This is a genomic window from Phyllobacterium trifolii (genome assembly GCF_014192095.1).
Classification (GTDB): domain Bacteria; phylum Pseudomonadota; class Alphaproteobacteria; order Rhizobiales; family Rhizobiaceae; genus Phyllobacterium; species Phyllobacterium trifolii.
Genome location: NZ_JACHXN010000001.1, coordinates 131,437 through 146,755, shown reverse-complemented (window position 1 = coordinate 146,755; position 15,319 = coordinate 131,437). Strand labels below are relative to the sequence as shown.

Below are 15,319 nucleotides of genomic sequence, written 5' to 3'. Positions count from 1 at the left end.
TCGCCGCTTGTACCTTTTCTTAAGGGCACATATCTGGGTAAGACCGTTGATTCCCGATATCGGGGCCAGGACGGCGCTCTAACGGGCACAGACCGGAGACTATAATGGCTTCAGCCGCTGAACAGCTCGCGTCAAATCTCAATTTCTCTGCTTTCTCGAAGGCCGATGAGCTCAAGAAGCGCATCTGGTTTACGCTTGGCGCATTGCTGGTCTACCGGCTCGGAACCTATATCCCGCTACCGGGTATCAACCTTGCCGCCTATGCCCAGGCGTTCAACCATCAGTCGCAGGGCATTCTCGGCATGTTCAACATGTTCGCCGGCGGCGCTGTTGCGCGCATGGCGATCTTTGCACTCGGCATCATGCCCTATATTTCGGCTTCGATTATCGTCCAGCTGATGACGTCGGTCGTTCCGGCGCTTGAACAGCTGAAAAAAGATGGCGAGCAGGGCCGCAAGGTCATCAACCAGTATACGCGCTATGGTACCGTGCTTCTGGCAACGGTTCAGGCCTACGCGATTGCCGCGGGCCTGCAGGGCAGTCAGGGTATCGTTACCAATCCCGGACCGTTCTTTATGTTCTCGACGGTGATCACGCTTGTCGGCGGCACCATGTTCCTGATGTGGCTGGGCGAGCAGATTACCGCACGCGGCATTGGTAACGGTATCTCGCTGATCATCTTCTCCGGCATCGTCGCCAACCTGCCGCAGGCCATTTCCGGTACTCTGGAACTTGGCCGGACGGGTGCGCTGTCGACCGGCATCATCCTTGCGATCATCGTTCTGACGGTCGCCGTCATCGGCATCATTGTTTTCGTCGAGCGTGCACAACGCCGCCTGCTGATCCAGTATCCGAAGCGTCAGGTCGGTAATCGCATGTTCCAGGGCGATACCTCGCATCTGCCGCTGAAGCTGAATACGGCCGGTGTTATTCCGCCGATCTTCGCCTCCTCGCTGCTGCTGTTGCCAGCAACAATTGCCGGCTTCGCGCAGAGCCATCAGATGCCAGCCTGGGCAACGACCATCCTGTCGTCGCTCGGTCATGGCCAGCCTGCCTATATGGCGCTTTATGCAGCGATGATCGTTTTCTTCGCCTTCTTCTATACGGCGCTTGTGTTCAATCCGAAGGACACAGCCGACCAGTTGAAGAAGCATTCGGGTTTCATCCCCGGCATTCGCCCCGGCGAGCGTACGGCTGAATATATCGATTACGTTCTCACGCGTGTCACGGTTCTCGGTGCAATCTATCTCGTCGTCATCTGCATGCTGCCTGAGTTCCTGATCTCGTGGGCTGGTGTTCCTTTCTATCTCGGCGGTACATCGCTGTTGATTGTCGTGAGCGTTACGCTCGATACGGTTGCACAGATCCAGGGTCATCTGATTGCGCACCAGTATGAAGGGCTGATCAAGAAGTCGAAGCTCCGGGGAGGGAAACGCAACAGATGAGATTAATACTTCTCGGACCACCGGGGGCAGGTAAGGGAACTCAGTCTCAGCGCTTGGTAGAAAAATTTGGTGTACCGCAGCTCTCCACGGGGGACATGTTGCGTGACGCGGTAAGGGCCGGAACCGATGTCGGTTTGCGTGCTAAGGCTGTCATGGATGCCGGCAAGCTGGTGTCCGACGAGATCGTCAACGCGATCGTTTCGGAACGCATCGATCAGCCGGATGCGGTCAACGGGTTCATCCTCGACGGTTATCCGAGAACATTGGTCCAGGCAGACGCGGTCGAGCAAATGCTGGCCGACAAGGGCCTCGAACTCGATTGCGTCATCGAGCTCGAAGTTGATGACAACGTCCTCGTCGAGCGTATATCCGGCCGCTATTCCTGCGCGAAGTGCGGCACCGGATATCATGACACCAACAAGAAGCCGCATGTGGCGGGTGTCTGCGACAAATGCGGTTCGACGGAATTCAAGCGCCGTCCGGACGACAATGCCGAAACGGTGCGCACGCGCCTCGAGGCCTACTACAAGCAGACCTCACCGCTGATTGGCTACTACTATGCCAAGGGCAAGCTGAGGAAGGTCGATGGCATGGCTGACATGGACGATGTCACCGCATCGATCGAAAAAATTCTGTCGGATTTATAAGTCTGACATAATTTCATCGAAGGAGTTGACTTTTCACGGCGATTCCTTCAAGTACGGCGCAAATTCGCTTGGGAATATAAAGCGGTCGGCGCCGATCCGGTAAGAGAGGTTCGGGGCTGATCGTTTGTGTTTGTCCCCGAATATAATTTTCATCCCGTCATCTGGCTGCCGCATTGGCCATCCAGCTCTGCCGGTTAACAAGGAGAACAGGCGTGGCTCGTATTGCTGGCGTCAACATCCCGACGAACAAGCGCGTGGTTATCGCGCTTCAGTACATTCACGGGATTGGTCAAAAGTTTGCACAGGAAATCGTCGAGAAAGTCGGCATTCCTGCAGAGCGTCGCGTCAATCAGTTGACCGATGCGGAAGTCTTGCAGATTCGTGAAACAATCGATCGCGATTACCATGTTGAAGGTGATCTGCGCCGCGAAGTTTCGATGAACATCAAGCGTCTGATGGATCTGGGCTGCTACCGCGGCCTGCGTCATCGCCGCTCGCTGCCGGTTCGCGGTCAGCGTACGCATACCAATGCGCGTACCCGCAAGGGTCCTGCCAAGGCAATTGCCGGCAAGAAGAAGTAAGATTTTCCGGCGCGGTTCGCTGCGCCGGTTTCGTCTTTTCGGGCGAACAAGTGCTGGTTTCGCACTTTAACTGAAACCACGGTGTAGCCTCTGGAAATACGGAGGCGTCGAGATCAACTGAAAGGACTACCATGGCCAAAGAAGCCACGCGCGTTCGCCGTCGCGAGCGCAAGAATATTTCGTCGGGCGTCGCCCACGTTAATTCGACATTCAACAATACGATGATCACCATCACGGATGCACAGGGCAATGCGATTGCTTGGTCTTCCGCCGGTGCACAGGGCTTCAAGGGCTCACGCAAGTCCACGCCTTTCGCTGCCCAGATGGCTGCTGAGGATTGCGCCAAGAAGGCGCAGGAACATGGCATGCGCTCGCTCGAAGTCGAGGTTTGCGGACCTGGCTCCGGCCGTGAGTCGGCTCTGCGCGCACTGCAGGCTGCCGGTTTCACGATTACATCGATCCGCGATGTGACGCCGATCCCGCACAATGGCTGCCGCCCGCGGAAGCGTCGCCGCGTATAATTTTATTGCGACAAGCATAGGCCGCAAGAGCTGGCTTTCAGCTCCTCTGCGGTTTCCACGCCTCAATGCCACGATTGGATGGTGGTAAAGGCAAGGATGAAGGAAAAATAGATGATCCAGAAGAACTGGCAAGAATTGATCAAGCCGAACAAGGTCGAGTTCCAGACCTCCGGCTCGAAGACCAAGGCAACGGTCGTCGCTGAGCCGCTGGAACGCGGCTATGGCTTGACGCTCGGCAACGCCTTGCGCCGTGTGCTCCTGTCCTCGCTGCGCGGCGCTGCCGTGACAGCTGTACAGATCGACGGCGTTCTGCATGAATTCTCGTCGATCCCCGGCGTGCGTGAAGATGTGACGGACATCGTCCTCAACATCAAGGAAATCGCTATCCACATGGAGAGCGATGGGCCCAAGCGCATGGTCGTCCGCAAGGAGGGCCCGGGCGTCGTTACGGCCGGCGACATCCAGACTGTTGGCGATATCGAGATCCTCAATCCGGATCACGTTATCTGCACGCTCGATGAAGGCGCTGAAATCCGCATGGAATTCACCGTCAACACCGGCAAGGGCTACGTTCCGGCTGACCGCAACCGCGCAGAAGACGCTCCGATCGGCTTGATCCCGGTCGATAGCCTTTATTCGCCGGTCCGCAAGGTATCCTACAAGATCGAGAACACCCGCGAGGGCCAGGTTCTCGATTATGACAAGCTGATCCTCTCGATCGAGACCGATGGTTCGATCTCCGGTGAAGATGCTGTTGCCTATGCAGCGCGTATTCTCCAGGACCAGCTCGCGATCTTCGTCAACTTCGACGAGCCGCAGAAGGAAGTTCAGCAGGAACAGGTTACCGAACTCGCGTTCAATCCTGCACTGCTCAAGAAGGTCGATGAACTCGAACTTTCGGTTCGCTCGGCAAACTGCCTGAAGAATGATAACATCGTCTACATTGGCGATCTCATCCAGAAGACAGAAGCAGAGATGCTGCGCACACCGAACTTCGGCCGCAAGTCGCTGAACGAAATCAAGGAAGTTCTCGCTTCCATGGGTCTCCATCTCGGTATGGAAGTTCCTTCATGGCCGCCAGAGAACATCGAAGATCTCGCGAAGCGTTACGAAGACCAGTACTAAGCAATTCCAGGAAAAGTGGACGCCGGTTTTCCAACGGGAATTGCGATAAATAAACCACCCGGGCTCAGCCCGAATTTAAAGCCCGGGCCATGAGCCCGAAAAAGAGAAACTAAGGAGAAGGCTCATGCGCCACGGTAATTCAGGCCGCAAGCTTAACCGGACTGCCAGCCATCGCAAGGCGATGTTTGCCAATATGGCTGCATCACTGATCGAGCATGAGCAGATCGTGACAACGCTGCCCAAGGCCAAGGAAATTCGTCCCATCGTTGAAAAGCTTGTCACACTCGGCAAGCGCGGTGATCTGCACGCTCGTCGTCAGGCCATTTCGGCCATCCGCGATGCCAAGCTCGTAGCCAAGCTGTTCGATACGCTTGCTCCGCGCTATGGCCAGCGCAATGGCGGCTACATCCGCATCATGAAGGCAGGCTTCCGCGCCGGTGACAATGCACCGCTCGCAGTTGTCGAATTCGTCGATCGCGATGTCAACGCCAAGGGTTCCAAGGATTTGGCCCGCGTTGAAGCCGAACGCGAAAGCGAAGCCGAAGCAGCGTAAGCAACGCTTCGAACTAGATTTGAGAAATTGAGAAGGGGGCTCACGCTCCCTTTTTCTGTTTGCTACCGATCGGCAAGCGCCAGCTTTACGCCCAGTGCCACAAACGCTCCGGCGAAACTGCGGCGCATCCACGTCAAGATGCGCGGACGCGAGATGACCTGATCGCGGACCGAGGCGGCGAAAAAGCCGTAGCCGACGAACACGACGAAGGTCATCAGCATGAAAGCGGCGCTTAAGACAAGCATGCGCCGGAGGGGATGCGGCTCGGTGGCGCTGACGAATTGCGGCAGGAATGCCAGGAAGAAAATCGACAATTTCGGGTTGAGGATATTGATAAGGATCGCGGTGATCGTCACCTGCATCAGCGACTTTTCTCCAGCTTCGCCGTCGACATTCAGCGAGCCCTTCTCGCGCAAGGCGTTCCAGGCCATATAGAGCAGATAGACAACGCCGGCATATTTGAAAGTGTGGAAGGCGAGGGCACTGGTGTGGAGAATTGCCGCTAGCCCTCCGATAGCTGCCGCCATGTGCGGAATGATGCCGATGGTACAGCCGAAAGCCGCCGCGACACTCGCCCGGGCACCGCGCGAAAGGCCTGTCGCAAGGGTGTAGACGACACCCGTACCGGGCGAGATGACGATGACCAATGAAGTGATGAGGAATTCGAGACCCACAACTATTCTCCTTCTGCATGCTCAGAGAATGAACTGAAGCCGATCAGGAGGCATTCGTCTTGAACAGGATTGCAGCTGGAGTGGAAAATCAGGCAAAAGCGGCAGCGTAGGCGCCGGGAGAGAGTCCATACTTGCGCACAAATAGGCGGGTCATGTGGCTCTGATCAGCGAAACCGCTCGTGGCAGCCGCATCGGCTAACGGCGATCCGCTCGCGATCAGACGGCGGGCCAAGTCGATCCTGCGTTGCATGAGATAGGCATGTGGTGTGAAGCCGATCGCCTTGACAAAGCCGCGCAGGACCTGAAACCGGCTTAATCCACTTGTTCGTGCTAAATCAGTCAGCGTTACGGGGAAAGTCGGCGCGTCATCGATCAAATTCCTTGCGCGGTGGATAGCGGCAAACGCGTGGCTTGAACCGTCTTGTTCATTGCGTTCGCGGATAATCGCGGGGAGCAATTGCAACATGAGTTCTTCGCGCTGGAGTTCAGGCGAATTAGCTGTGGTCATGATCGAGAAGAGGCGCTGGAAAACGTTCGCGACATTTGCGTCGCTCATCACGGGCCGGATGAACTCGCGGGTTTTGATGGCGCCTTCATTCATGTCGTCAATGGCATCGTTGATGATCGCTGGATCGAAATAGAGCATGCGCCATGAACGTCCGGCATCGCCGATCGGCGTGCCATCGTGAACCTCGCCGGGATTAACGGTGATGACGTCGCCGGGACCCGCCTCCACTTGGCCGCGGCCGCTCAGGGATTTCTGTGCGCCTTGATGAATGACGCCGATTCCATATTGCTCATGCGAATGGCGTGGAAAGGCATGGTTCGTGGCAGCTTCGACCACCTCGATACCGGCAACTTCGCATGGAAATATCTTGAACTGGCCTTTTTGCATGTCCTCATTGTCTCGGGATACCGTCGTTTTATTCTTATCCCAAATATGGCGATGCATGAAGACGGTGTCGTGCGCATCGCAACTGGTACCTTATGTCTCAAATTTGCTTTGTTTCTTCGCTGATATCTCGCTTCGAAATCACCACATTGGTCGAGACAGTTTTGATTGATTCATCATGTACCGGGAGATTGATATGAGTTCCAAAGCCGCTGCATCAGCGCGGGCACTTTTCTTTTGTACCGCCATATTCTCCGGAATGGTGATGCCGCTCCATGCGCAAACAGCAACGGATACGGCCAAGCAGTTGCCCACGACACGCAACGAGTTGCAGCTCTCCTTTGCGCCGCTGGTGAAGCAGACGGCAGGTGCGGTTGTGAATGTCTACGCGGCACATGAGGTGCAAACGCGCTCGCCCTTTGCCGGTGATCCCTTTTTCGAGCAGTTCTTCGGTAGCGGACAATTCAATGCACCGCCGCGCGTACAATCGTCGCTTGGTTCAGGCGTGATTACCGATCCTTCCGGGATTATTGTCACCAACAATCACGTGATCCGCGATGCCGATACGGTGAAAGTGGCACTATCCGATGGGCGTGAGTTCGACTCGAAGGTTCTGCTCAAGGATGAATCGACCGATCTTGCAATTTTGAAGATCGACGCGGGCGAGCCATTGCCGTCTTTGGGATTGGGGGATTCTGACAAGGTCGAAGTCGGTGATCTTGTACTCGCCATTGGCAATCCCTTCGGCGTCGGTCAGACAGTGACGAGCGGCATCGTTTCGGCGCAGGCGCGCACGCGGGTTGGCATTTCAGATTTCGATTTCTTTATCCAGACCGATGCGGCGATCAATCCCGGCAATTCCGGTGGCGCGCTGATCGGCATGGATGGCAAGCTCATCGGTATCAATACGGCGATATTCTCGCGCTCCGGCGGATCGGTCGGTATCGGTTTTGCTATTCCCGCCAATATGGTACGCGCCGTTGTTGAGACGGCGAAGGGAGGCGCGGACAGGTTCGAGCGGCCCTATATTGGCGCTACTTTCCAGAATGTGACACCCGATGTGGCTGAAGGTCTGGGCATGAAGCAACCCTACGGTGCATTGGTGACCAACATCACGAAGGGCAGCCCCGCGGAAAAGAGCGGGCTTCTCGTCGGCGATGTGGTTTTGACTGTCGATGACGTGCGGATCGAAAATCCCGACGGGCTTGGCTACCGCCTGACGACAGCCGGAATTGGCAAGGCCGTGAAACTCGGTGTGCTCAGCCGGGCAACGGAAAAGACGGTGACGGTTTCGCTCGAAAAGCCCCGTGCCGACTCCCCCGACAATCAGCTGATGATCGGGGGCAAGAACCCGCTGTCGGGCGCGCTCGTCCTGAAGCTGACGCCAAGCAGCGCCACTCGCCTGCAGTTGCCTGCTGACACTGACGGTGTGGCGGTGGACAAGGTGACCCGCAATTCGCCGGCTGCGCGTATAGGTTTGCGTCCTGGAGATATCATTCGCGGTGTGAATGGAGTTGAAATCCAGACAATCGCCGAATTGAGCAAGGCGATGTCCAGCGATCCTTCGCTTTGGCGCTTCGAATTCGAGCGCGGCGGTGCCATAATCCGGCAAATCATTCGCTAAACATAAAGCTTATCTCCCCCTTGTGGGGGAGAATGCGATTTCAGCATCTTAGCCCTTGCTAAGTGCTAGAAATCGCAAGAGAGAGGGGATCAAGCGCTGCGGAGGCAAATCCCCTCCCTTGGATTTTCTAAGGATTTAGCAAAGAGGCTAAATCCGAGAAAAATCCTTTCTCTCCCACAAGGGGAGAGATAAAGCGGCATCCGTGGAGGCGACAGAATATGGCTGACCTGTTTTCGGTCAATGACGATCCGGCGTTGGACAGAAGCCGGCCGCTTGCGGACCGATTGCGGCCAAAATCTCTGGGCGAAGTCACTGGTCAGGAGCATCTGACCGGGCCCGAAGGCGCATTGACGCGGATGATCGCGTCCGGCTCGCTTGGCTCGATGATCTTCTGGGGGCCACCCGGAACAGGCAAGACGACCGTGGCGCGGCTTCTTGCGAACGAGACCAACCTCGCTTTCGAACAAATCTCCGCGATCTTCTCCGGTGTGGCTGACCTGAAGAAGGTCTTCGACATGGCGCGATCGCGAAAAATGTCCGGCCGCCAGACATTGCTCTTCGTCGACGAAATACATCGCTTCAACCGGGCGCAGCAGGATTCGTTCTTGCCGGTGATGGAGGACGGCACGATCGTCCTTGTCGGCGCGACAACGGAGAACCCGTCCTTTGAATTGAATGCGGCCTTGTTGTCGCGTGCTCGGGTGCTGGTCTTTCATCCGCATGACGAGGCAAGCCTGACCGCTCTGCTCGAGCGCGCGGAGGGTCACGAAGGCAAAGCCCTGCCGTTGAATGACGAGGCGCGGGCGAGCCTTGTGCGCATGGCCGATGGCGACGGGCGGGCAATCCTGACGCTGGCCGAGGAAGTCTGGCGCGCGGCGCGTGACGGCGAGGTGTTCGACGCGGAACGGGTACAGCAGATCGTGCAGCGGCGCGCGCCGGTCTACGACAAAGGCCAGGATGGTCACTACAATCTGATCTCGGCGCTGCATAAATCCGTTCGCGGGTCGGACCCCGACGCAGCGCTCTACTATCTTTGCCGGATGTTCGATGCGGGTGAAGACCCGCTCTACCTCGGGCGGCGGCTCGTCCGCATGGCAAGCGAGGATATCGGCATGGCCGATCCGCAGGCGCTTGTGATCTGCAATGCCGCCAAGGACGCTTACGATTATCTGGGCTCGCCGGAGGGCGAATTGGCGCTGGCGCAGGCTTGCGTCTATCTCGCCACCGCGCCGAAATCCAACGCGGTCTATCTGGCTTACAAGGCGGCAACACGTGCGGCCAAGGAAAACGGCTCGCTCGTGCCGCCGAAGCATATCCTCAATGCGCCGACGAAGCTGATGAAGGGCGAGGGCTACGGCAAGGGTTACGCCTACGACCACGATGAACCCGAAGCTTTTTCAGGCCAGAATTATTTTCCGGAAGCGCTTGGCCGGCAGACGTTTTACGATCCGCCGGAACGCGGGTTCGAACGCGAGATCCGCAAGCGCATTGATTATTGGAACAAGCTGCGGCGGGAACGCGGCGAGGAATAAGAAAGGCCGCTGAAAAGCGGCCTTTCTTTATGTGTGATGCTTGTCGGTTAAGCAGCTTCCGGCTTGCGCGGGAAGGGCGTTACATTTGCCGTATCGTCGTCGAGTTTCAGGCCACCTGCCTTGAGCAGCGAACTGAAGCGGCCGTTCTGGCGCGCCAGTGCATCGAAGCTGCCGGACTCGACGATTTCGCCCTGGTCCATGAAGAGCACGATGTCGGCATCGCGGACAGTCGAGAGACGGTGAGCGATGATGAAGGTCGTGCGGTTCTGGCACAGCTTGTCCACCGCAACCTTGACGCGTGCTTCCGTCTCGACGTCGAGCGCGCTGGTCGCCTCGTCGAGCACGAGGATCGGCGCATCCTTGAGGATGGCGCGGGCGATAGCGACACGCTGACGTTCACCGCCGGAGAGTTGCGAACCGCGCTCGCCGACAACAGTCCCGTAGCCGGCAGACTTCGCGAGAATGAAGTCGCTCGCATCGGCGGCTTCGGCCGCAGCAAGCACATCCTCGTCGCTAGCCTTCGGGCGACCAACGCGGATATTGTCTTCGATCGAACGGTTGAACATGCCCGCATCCTGGAACACCGTCGCAATAGCGTTGCGCAGCGACCGGCGGCTAACCGTACGCGTATCGATATCATCGACCAGAATACGGCCTTCCTTCGGATCGTACACACGCTGCAAGAGATTGATCAGGGTCGTCTTGCCAGCACCGGTCGGGCCGACGATGGCGACAGTCTGCCCAGCCTTGGCCTTGAACGAAACGTTCTTCAGGCCCTGTGTCGAATTGGCGAATTCGAAGGAAACATTCTCGAACTCGACGTCGCCGCTGACATTATCGATGTCGTGCGCCGTCTTCGGCTCGACCGCATAGGCAGCCGATGCTTCCATTTCGAAGAAGTCTTCCAGCTTGGCGCGGGCCGCGAAAATCTGGTTGACGAACGCACTGAGCTGGTCGAGACGACCGATCAGCAGTGTGGCGAAGCCGATGAACGACACGACCTGACCGACCAGCATTTCACCTTGAATGACGAAATGGGCGCCGAGGGCCAGAACCACGAGGATGGATATTGTAGATGCCATGCGATTGATACCGGCGGCCAAGGCCCACCAGTTCAACACAGGGTATTGCGCGGCAAGCAGTTGCTTCGCGTAGGACTGCAGGGCGCGCGTTTCTTCGTCGATACGATTGTAGCTCTGCAATACAGAGATATTGCCCATCGAGTCTGTAACATGGCTGAAGGCCGTAATGTGATGGCGCTCGACCTGCGCCTGACCGTCCTTGGTCTTGGCTGTAACAAAGCGGCTCACGAGGACGTAAACGGCACCGAGAACCGCCAATACCGAAGCCAGACGCCAGTCTTGCGCCAAAGCCAAAGGAATGAGCCCCATCAGAGCCACCGCGGTTGCAAGATGCGTGCGCATAAATTCGAGCCACAGGCCAAACAAAGTCTCGATTGCGCGCAAAAGCGTATGCATCGCATTGGACGTGCCACGCTGGTGGTGCCACGAAAGCGGCATGCTGATCACGCGATTGTAAGACTCAGTGAGTACGGCAAGTTTGCGCCGGTGCGCCAGGCGGTCGGCCTCGCGCGCAACCAGGACATTCGCGCCGATATGGAACAATCCAACTGCGGCCAATTGAGTAAGGGGGAGCCATACGTCCGCCTTGTCGGCAATTGCCTGGATGACGAGGCCCATAAGCAACGGCTCAAACAGCATCGTCAATGCCAAGGCGACGTTTACGGCGCAGATAAACACAGTCGCGCGCTTTTCAGCGCCGAGATATTGGAGCGATTTCCAATAGATGTTTAACAATGACACTTTGCCACTCCGCTACTGGGGCCGCTACTCACGCTGTAGAAATGACACTGCATCAGACTCTTGTGCACCGCAATATTCAATGCTCTAAAGTTATGCCAGTTCCTCGTTCCTGTGTGGAACATTTTTCTACGTCGCGTAACGTCCCGTGATGATTCAACCAATTGAGTTGGCAACATAAACTGCGCAGGCTGAATGTAAAATGAACGCAATACTACTTGTGGCTTCAGGTGGAGCTATCGGATCTGTCGCGCGATATCTTGTCGGCGTCGGGATGGCGCGGGCCTTCGGCGTGGCTTTCCCATACGGCACACTGGCGGTGAATGTCATTGGCGGTTTTCTCATGGGGCTTTTCATCGAGCTTCTCGCCCGCCGCTTCGAAGGGTCGCCTGAACTGCGGCTCTTTATAGCCATCGGGATTCTAGGCGGCTTCACGACGTTTTCGTCATTTTCGCTGGATGTCGCGGTGCTTTGGGAGCGCGGCGAACTCGCAATCGCTCTTTCCTATATGCTCGCGAGTGTGATCTTGAGCATTGGCGCCCTGTTTTTAGGATTATGGCTCGCACGGTTGACCGGTTAGTGCTATTCGCATGCCTGATCGAAAGGCAGAGTTATGGCAGCGGTAGAACAGAAGACAGTCGATACGGGTGAGGCGGAAATGCGCCTCGACCGTTGGTTCAAGGTACATTTTCCTGGTTTGGGATTCGGGCATCTGCAGAAATTGCTGCGGTCCGGCCAGATAAGGATCGATGGATCACGCGCCAAATCCGACACAAGGCTGCAGGCGGGGCAGACAGTCCGCATCCCTCCGCTGCCGGTTGATTCCAAAGCCGAAGGCCATCTGACTGGCAAGAGCATCCGCGGCCGGGATGATGGCGATGTCCTGAAGCAGATGCTGCTCTATGAAGATCCGAAGGTTTTCGTTTTCAACAAGCCGGCGGGTCTGGCGGTGCAGGGTGGCTCCGGCGTCAATCGCCATGTCGATGACATGCTGGAAGCCTGGCGCAACAAGAAGGGCGAAAAGCCTCGGCTTGTCCACCGGCTCGACCGCGATACGTCGGGCGTTCTCGTTGTCGCCCGCACACGCGGCGCAGCGCAGGCGCTGACTGCAGCTTTTCGCGAGCGTGAGACAAAGAAAACCTACTGGGCCCTGGTGAAGGGTATACCGCGCAAGCGCGAGGACAAGATCACCACCTGGCTGGTCAAGGAAACGACGCCAGATGGCGATCGAATGCGCGTTGCCCAGCATGGCGAACCGGATTCAGATCACGCCGTCTCCTATTATCGTGTGATCGAGTCCGCCGGACAGGTTCTGACATGGCTGGAGATGGAACCCTATACGGGCCGCACGCACCAATTGCGCGTGCACGCTGCCCACATCGGCTGCCCGATCATCGGGGATCCGAAATATTTCGAAGCGGATACGAACTGGTCTTTCCCGGGCGGTATCCAGAACCGCCTGCACCTGCATGCGCGCCGGATCCGTGTTCCCAACCCGTCGGGCGGCATCATCGATGTAACCGCGCCATTGCCACCCCATATGGTACAGACCTGGAACCTGCTGGGACTCGATGAGAGCGACGGCGACGAAGACAATTAATCAGCGGACTGTCACGATGCGTAACGACCTCTTCAACATGGACAAGAAACAGGACCTTTCCGATCCGGATCCTGTTCGCCGCGCGCAGATCCAGTCGAAAATGCCTTTGCCAAAGCGCTTTTACAAAGAAGCCGCAGTGGCCGAGCATGAGGGAATGTTTGCTGTCAAGCTGGATGGCCGCGCGGTCAAGACACCGGCCCGGCAGACCCTTGCACTGCCGACGCGAGCGGCGGCGCAGTTGATTGCCGACGAATTTTCCGCACAGGAAAAGGAAATCGACCCGGCACGGATGCCAGCGACACGGCTTGCCAATACGGCGATCGACGGGATCGCAAATGATGCGCAGGCGGTGCTGGAGGATGTGTTGCGCTTCGCGTCATCCGACATGTTGTGCTATCGCGCCGGTTCGCCCGAACGGCTGGTCAATCGCCAGACCGAACTTTGGGATCCGCTCATCGATTGGGCGGCATCGGACCTCGGCGCGCGCTTCGTATTGGCGGAAGGTGTTATGCATGTGGAGCAGCCGCGTGAGGCGCTCGGCGCTTTCAGTGTTCACCTCGGCCAGTTCAACGACCCGTTCGCCATCGCCGCCCTGCATACGATCACGACACTGACCGGCTCGGCAATCATGGCGCTCGCCGTCGCCAAAGGCGAGATTTCCGGCGATGAAGCCTGGAGGCTCGCGCACGTTGATGAGGACTGGACGATCGAGCATTGGGGCGAAGACGCCGAAGCCGCTGCCCGCCGCGCTGTGCGTGAACGCGAGATGAGCGCAGCGGTGAAAATGCTGGAAGCTGTTTCGGCTTCGTAATCTGGTCTTGTCGTTTCTAACAGCGCTTGGATAAAAAACCCCGGCTTGCACCGGGGTTCTTTTTTGAAATCTCGGCCAGATCAGACCGAATAGTACATGTCGTATTCGACCGGATGCGGTGTCATTTCGAAACGCATCACTTCGGCCATCTTCAGTTCGATGAATGAGTCAATTTGATCGTCATCGAACACCCCACCGGCCTTCAGGAAGCCGCGGTCCTTGTCGAGGCTCTGGAGGGCTTCACGCAGCGAGCCGCAGACGGTCGGGATCTTCTTGAGTTCCTTTGCAGGAAGATCGTAAAGGTCCTTGTCCATTGGCTGGCCGGGATGGATCTTGTTCTTGATGCCATCAAGACCGGCCATCAGCATGGCGGCGAAGCCGAGATAAGGATTGGCTGTCGGATCCGGGAAGCGAATTTCAACGCGCTTAGACTTCGGCGAGGAGCCGAACGGAATACGGCACGATGCCGAGCGGTTGCGCGCCGAGTAGGCCAGCAGGACCGGAGCCTCGTAGCCTGGAACCAGACGCTTGTAGGAGTTGGTCGACGGATTGGTGAAAGCGTTGATAGCCTTGGCATGCTTGATGATGCCGCCGATGAAGAACAGGCAGCTTTCAGACAGACCGGCATACTCGTTGCCGGCGAAAGTCGGCTTGCCTTCCTTCCAGATCGACATGTGCACGTGCATGCCCGAACCATTGTCACCAAAGATCGGCTTCGGCATGAAAGTCGCTGTCTTGCCATAGGCATTGGCGACCTGATGCACGACGTATTTGTAAATCAGCATCTTGTCGGCGTTGCGGGTGAGGGCGTCGAACTTGATGCCAAGCTCGTGCTGTGCGGCAGCCACTTCGTGGTGGTGCTTTTCAACGCGCACGCCCATTTCCGTGAGGACAGTGAGCATTTCCGAACGCATATCCTGCGCGCTATCGATTGGCGGGACCGGAAAATAACCGCCTTTGATGCGCGGACGATGGCCAAGGTTGCCGGTTTCGTAGTCGGTATCGTCGTTCGACGGCAGTTCGGTAGAGTCGACCTTGAAGCCAGTGTTGTAGGGATCTGCCTTGTACTTGACGTCGTCGAAAACGAAGAATTCGGCTTCCGGGCCAACGAAGATGGTGTCGCCGATGCCTTCTGCCTTCATGTAGGCTTCGGCCTTCTTGGCCGTGCCGCGCGGATCGCGATTGTAGGATTCGCCCGAGATCGGATCGAGAATGTCGCAAAGGACAACCATGGTAGACTGCGCGAAAAACGGATCCATGTGAACCGTATCGGTGTCTGGCATGAGAACCATGTCGGACTCATTGATGGCCTTCCAGCCGGCAATGGAAGAGCCGTCGAACATAACGCCATCGGCGAACATGTCTTCGTCAACTTCAGCAATATCCATCGTCACGTGCTGCAGCTTCCCCTTTGGATCAGTGAAGCGGAGATCAAGGAATTTTACGTCGTTGTCCTTGATCTGTTTCAGAATATCTTTAGCGGTCGTCATATCA

15 protein-coding genes are annotated in these 15,319 nt (G+C 57.1%); 11 read left to right on the top strand and 4 right to left on the bottom strand.

What is annotated here, in order from left to right; genetic code table 11:
- Positions 1-104: 104 nt before the first annotated feature.
- The 6 genes from secY (at position 105) to rplQ (ending at position 4,872) form a co-directional block, all read left to right on the top strand.
- Positions 105-1,445 carry a preprotein translocase subunit SecY gene (gene secY / locus FHS21_RS00715; RefSeq protein WP_112551421.1) on the top strand — a complete coding sequence of 447 codons (1,341 nt, stop codon included), beginning with the start codon at positions 105-107 and terminating at the stop codon, positions 1,443-1,445.
- A complete protein-coding gene (locus FHS21_RS00710) occupies positions 1,442-2,092 on the top strand; it encodes an adenylate kinase (protein ID WP_112526917.1) in 651 nt (216 codons plus the stop codon). Before secY ends, FHS21_RS00710 begins: the two co-directional genes overlap by 4 nt.
- A 212-nt stretch (positions 2,093-2,304) precedes the next feature.
- Positions 2,305-2,673 (top strand): 30S ribosomal protein S13, encoded by a 369-nt coding sequence (gene rpsM, locus FHS21_RS00705; RefSeq protein WP_008124949.1) that lies wholly within the window; start codon positions 2,305-2,307, stop codon positions 2,671-2,673.
- A gap of 131 nt (positions 2,674-2,804) precedes the next feature.
- The gene (rpsK, locus tag FHS21_RS00700) at positions 2,805-3,194 is read left to right on the top strand and encodes a 30S ribosomal protein S11 (protein ID WP_008124952.1); all 390 of its coding nucleotides are present in this window, start codon (positions 2,805-2,807) and stop codon (positions 3,192-3,194) included.
- A 111-nt stretch (positions 3,195-3,305) separates the two neighbouring features.
- Positions 3,306-4,319 (top strand): DNA-directed RNA polymerase subunit alpha, encoded by a 1,014-nt coding sequence (locus FHS21_RS00695; protein WP_106716793.1) that lies wholly within the window; start codon positions 3,306-3,308, stop codon positions 4,317-4,319.
- Between the two features lie 124 nt (positions 4,320-4,443).
- Positions 4,444-4,872 carry a 50S ribosomal protein L17 gene (gene rplQ / locus FHS21_RS00690; protein ID WP_112526919.1) on the top strand — a complete coding sequence of 143 codons (429 nt, stop codon included), beginning with the start codon at positions 4,444-4,446 and terminating at the stop codon, positions 4,870-4,872.
- 62 nt (positions 4,873-4,934) lie between these two features.
- Here rplQ and FHS21_RS00685 read toward each other — a convergent pair whose 3' ends face one another.
- Both FHS21_RS00685 and FHS21_RS00680 read right to left on the bottom strand, forming a co-directional pair.
- Positions 4,935-5,546 (bottom strand): LysE family translocator, encoded by a 612-nt coding sequence (locus tag FHS21_RS00685; RefSeq protein ID WP_183660777.1) that lies wholly within the window; start codon positions 5,544-5,546, stop codon positions 4,935-4,937.
- 88 nt (positions 5,547-5,634) lie between these two features.
- Entirely contained in the window at positions 5,635-6,441 is an 807-nt protein-coding gene (locus FHS21_RS00680; protein WP_183660775.1) for an AraC family transcriptional regulator, read from the bottom strand.
- Positions 6,442-6,634: 193 nt separating this feature from the next.
- Between FHS21_RS00680 and FHS21_RS00675 the strand changes: the two genes are divergently transcribed.
- Positions 6,635-8,062, top strand: coding sequence for a DegQ family serine endoprotease (locus FHS21_RS00675; RefSeq protein ID WP_376772049.1), 1,428 nt, complete (start codon positions 6,635-6,637; stop codon positions 8,060-8,062).
- A 218-nt stretch (positions 8,063-8,280) separates the two neighbouring features.
- Complete coding sequence (locus FHS21_RS00670; protein ID WP_183660774.1) at positions 8,281-9,594, top strand: replication-associated recombination protein A; 1,314 nt, start codon at positions 8,281-8,283, stop codon at positions 9,592-9,594.
- A 47-nt stretch (positions 9,595-9,641) separates the two neighbouring features.
- Here the strand turns inward: FHS21_RS00670 and FHS21_RS00665 are convergent, their stop codons facing one another.
- Positions 9,642-11,417 carry a glucan ABC transporter ATP-binding protein/ permease gene (locus tag FHS21_RS00665; protein ID WP_112551417.1) on the bottom strand — a complete coding sequence of 592 codons (1,776 nt, stop codon included), beginning with the start codon at positions 11,415-11,417 and terminating at the stop codon, positions 9,642-9,644.
- A 199-nt stretch (positions 11,418-11,616) separates the two neighbouring features.
- Here FHS21_RS00665 and crcB point away from each other — a divergent pair, with 199 nt between their 5' ends.
- Genes crcB through FHS21_RS00650 form a run of 3 tightly spaced genes read left to right on the top strand, consistent with a single transcriptional unit; the run spans position 11,617 to position 13,825 of the window.
- Complete coding sequence (gene crcB / locus FHS21_RS00660) at positions 11,617-11,994, top strand: fluoride efflux transporter CrcB (RefSeq protein ID WP_112551416.1); 378 nt, start codon at positions 11,617-11,619, stop codon at positions 11,992-11,994.
- A 33-nt stretch (positions 11,995-12,027) separates the two neighbouring features.
- Entirely contained in the window at positions 12,028-13,014 is a 987-nt protein-coding gene (locus tag FHS21_RS00655) for an RluA family pseudouridine synthase (protein WP_112526933.1), read from the top strand.
- Between the two features lie 16 nt (positions 13,015-13,030).
- Positions 13,031-13,825 carry an ATP12 family chaperone protein gene (locus FHS21_RS00650; protein WP_183660771.1) on the top strand — a complete coding sequence of 265 codons (795 nt, stop codon included), beginning with the start codon at positions 13,031-13,033 and terminating at the stop codon, positions 13,823-13,825.
- An 80-nt stretch (positions 13,826-13,905) separates the two neighbouring features.
- Here FHS21_RS00650 and glnA read toward each other — a convergent pair whose 3' ends face one another.
- On the bottom strand, positions 13,906-15,315 hold the full coding sequence (gene glnA, locus FHS21_RS00645; RefSeq protein WP_183660770.1) for a type I glutamate--ammonia ligase: 1,410 nt from the start codon (positions 15,313-15,315) through the stop codon (positions 13,906-13,908).
- Positions 15,316-15,319 lie beyond the last annotated feature (4 nt).

Coding starts and splice junctions, on each gene's coding strand:
- secY (WP_112551421.1), top strand. CDS start 105: ATGGCTTCAGCCGCTGAACAGCTCGCGTCAAATCTCAATTTCTCTGCT.
- FHS21_RS00710 (WP_112526917.1), top strand. CDS start 1,442: ATGAGATTAATACTTCTCGGACCACCGGGGGCAGGTAAGGGAACTCAG.
- rpsK (WP_008124952.1), top strand. CDS start 2,805: ATGGCCAAAGAAGCCACGCGCGTTCGCCGTCGCGAGCGCAAGAATATT.
- FHS21_RS00695 (WP_106716793.1), top strand. CDS start 3,306: ATGATCCAGAAGAACTGGCAAGAATTGATCAAGCCGAACAAGGTCGAG.
- rplQ (WP_112526919.1), top strand. CDS start 4,444: ATGCGCCACGGTAATTCAGGCCGCAAGCTTAACCGGACTGCCAGCCAT.
- FHS21_RS00680 (WP_183660775.1), bottom strand. CDS start 6,441: ATGCAAAAAGGCCAGTTCAAGATATTTCCATGCGAAGTTGCCGGTATC.
- FHS21_RS00675 (WP_376772049.1), top strand. CDS start 6,635: ATGAGTTCCAAAGCCGCTGCATCAGCGCGGGCACTTTTCTTTTGTACC.
- FHS21_RS00670 (WP_183660774.1), top strand. CDS start 8,281: ATGGCTGACCTGTTTTCGGTCAATGACGATCCGGCGTTGGACAGAAGC.
- crcB (WP_112551416.1), top strand. CDS start 11,617: ATGAACGCAATACTACTTGTGGCTTCAGGTGGAGCTATCGGATCTGTC.
- FHS21_RS00655 (WP_112526933.1), top strand. CDS start 12,028: ATGGCAGCGGTAGAACAGAAGACAGTCGATACGGGTGAGGCGGAAATG.
- FHS21_RS00650 (WP_183660771.1), top strand. CDS start 13,031: ATGCGTAACGACCTCTTCAACATGGACAAGAAACAGGACCTTTCCGAT.
- glnA (WP_183660770.1), bottom strand. CDS start 15,315: ATGACGACCGCTAAAGATATTCTGAAACAGATCAAGGACAACGACGTA.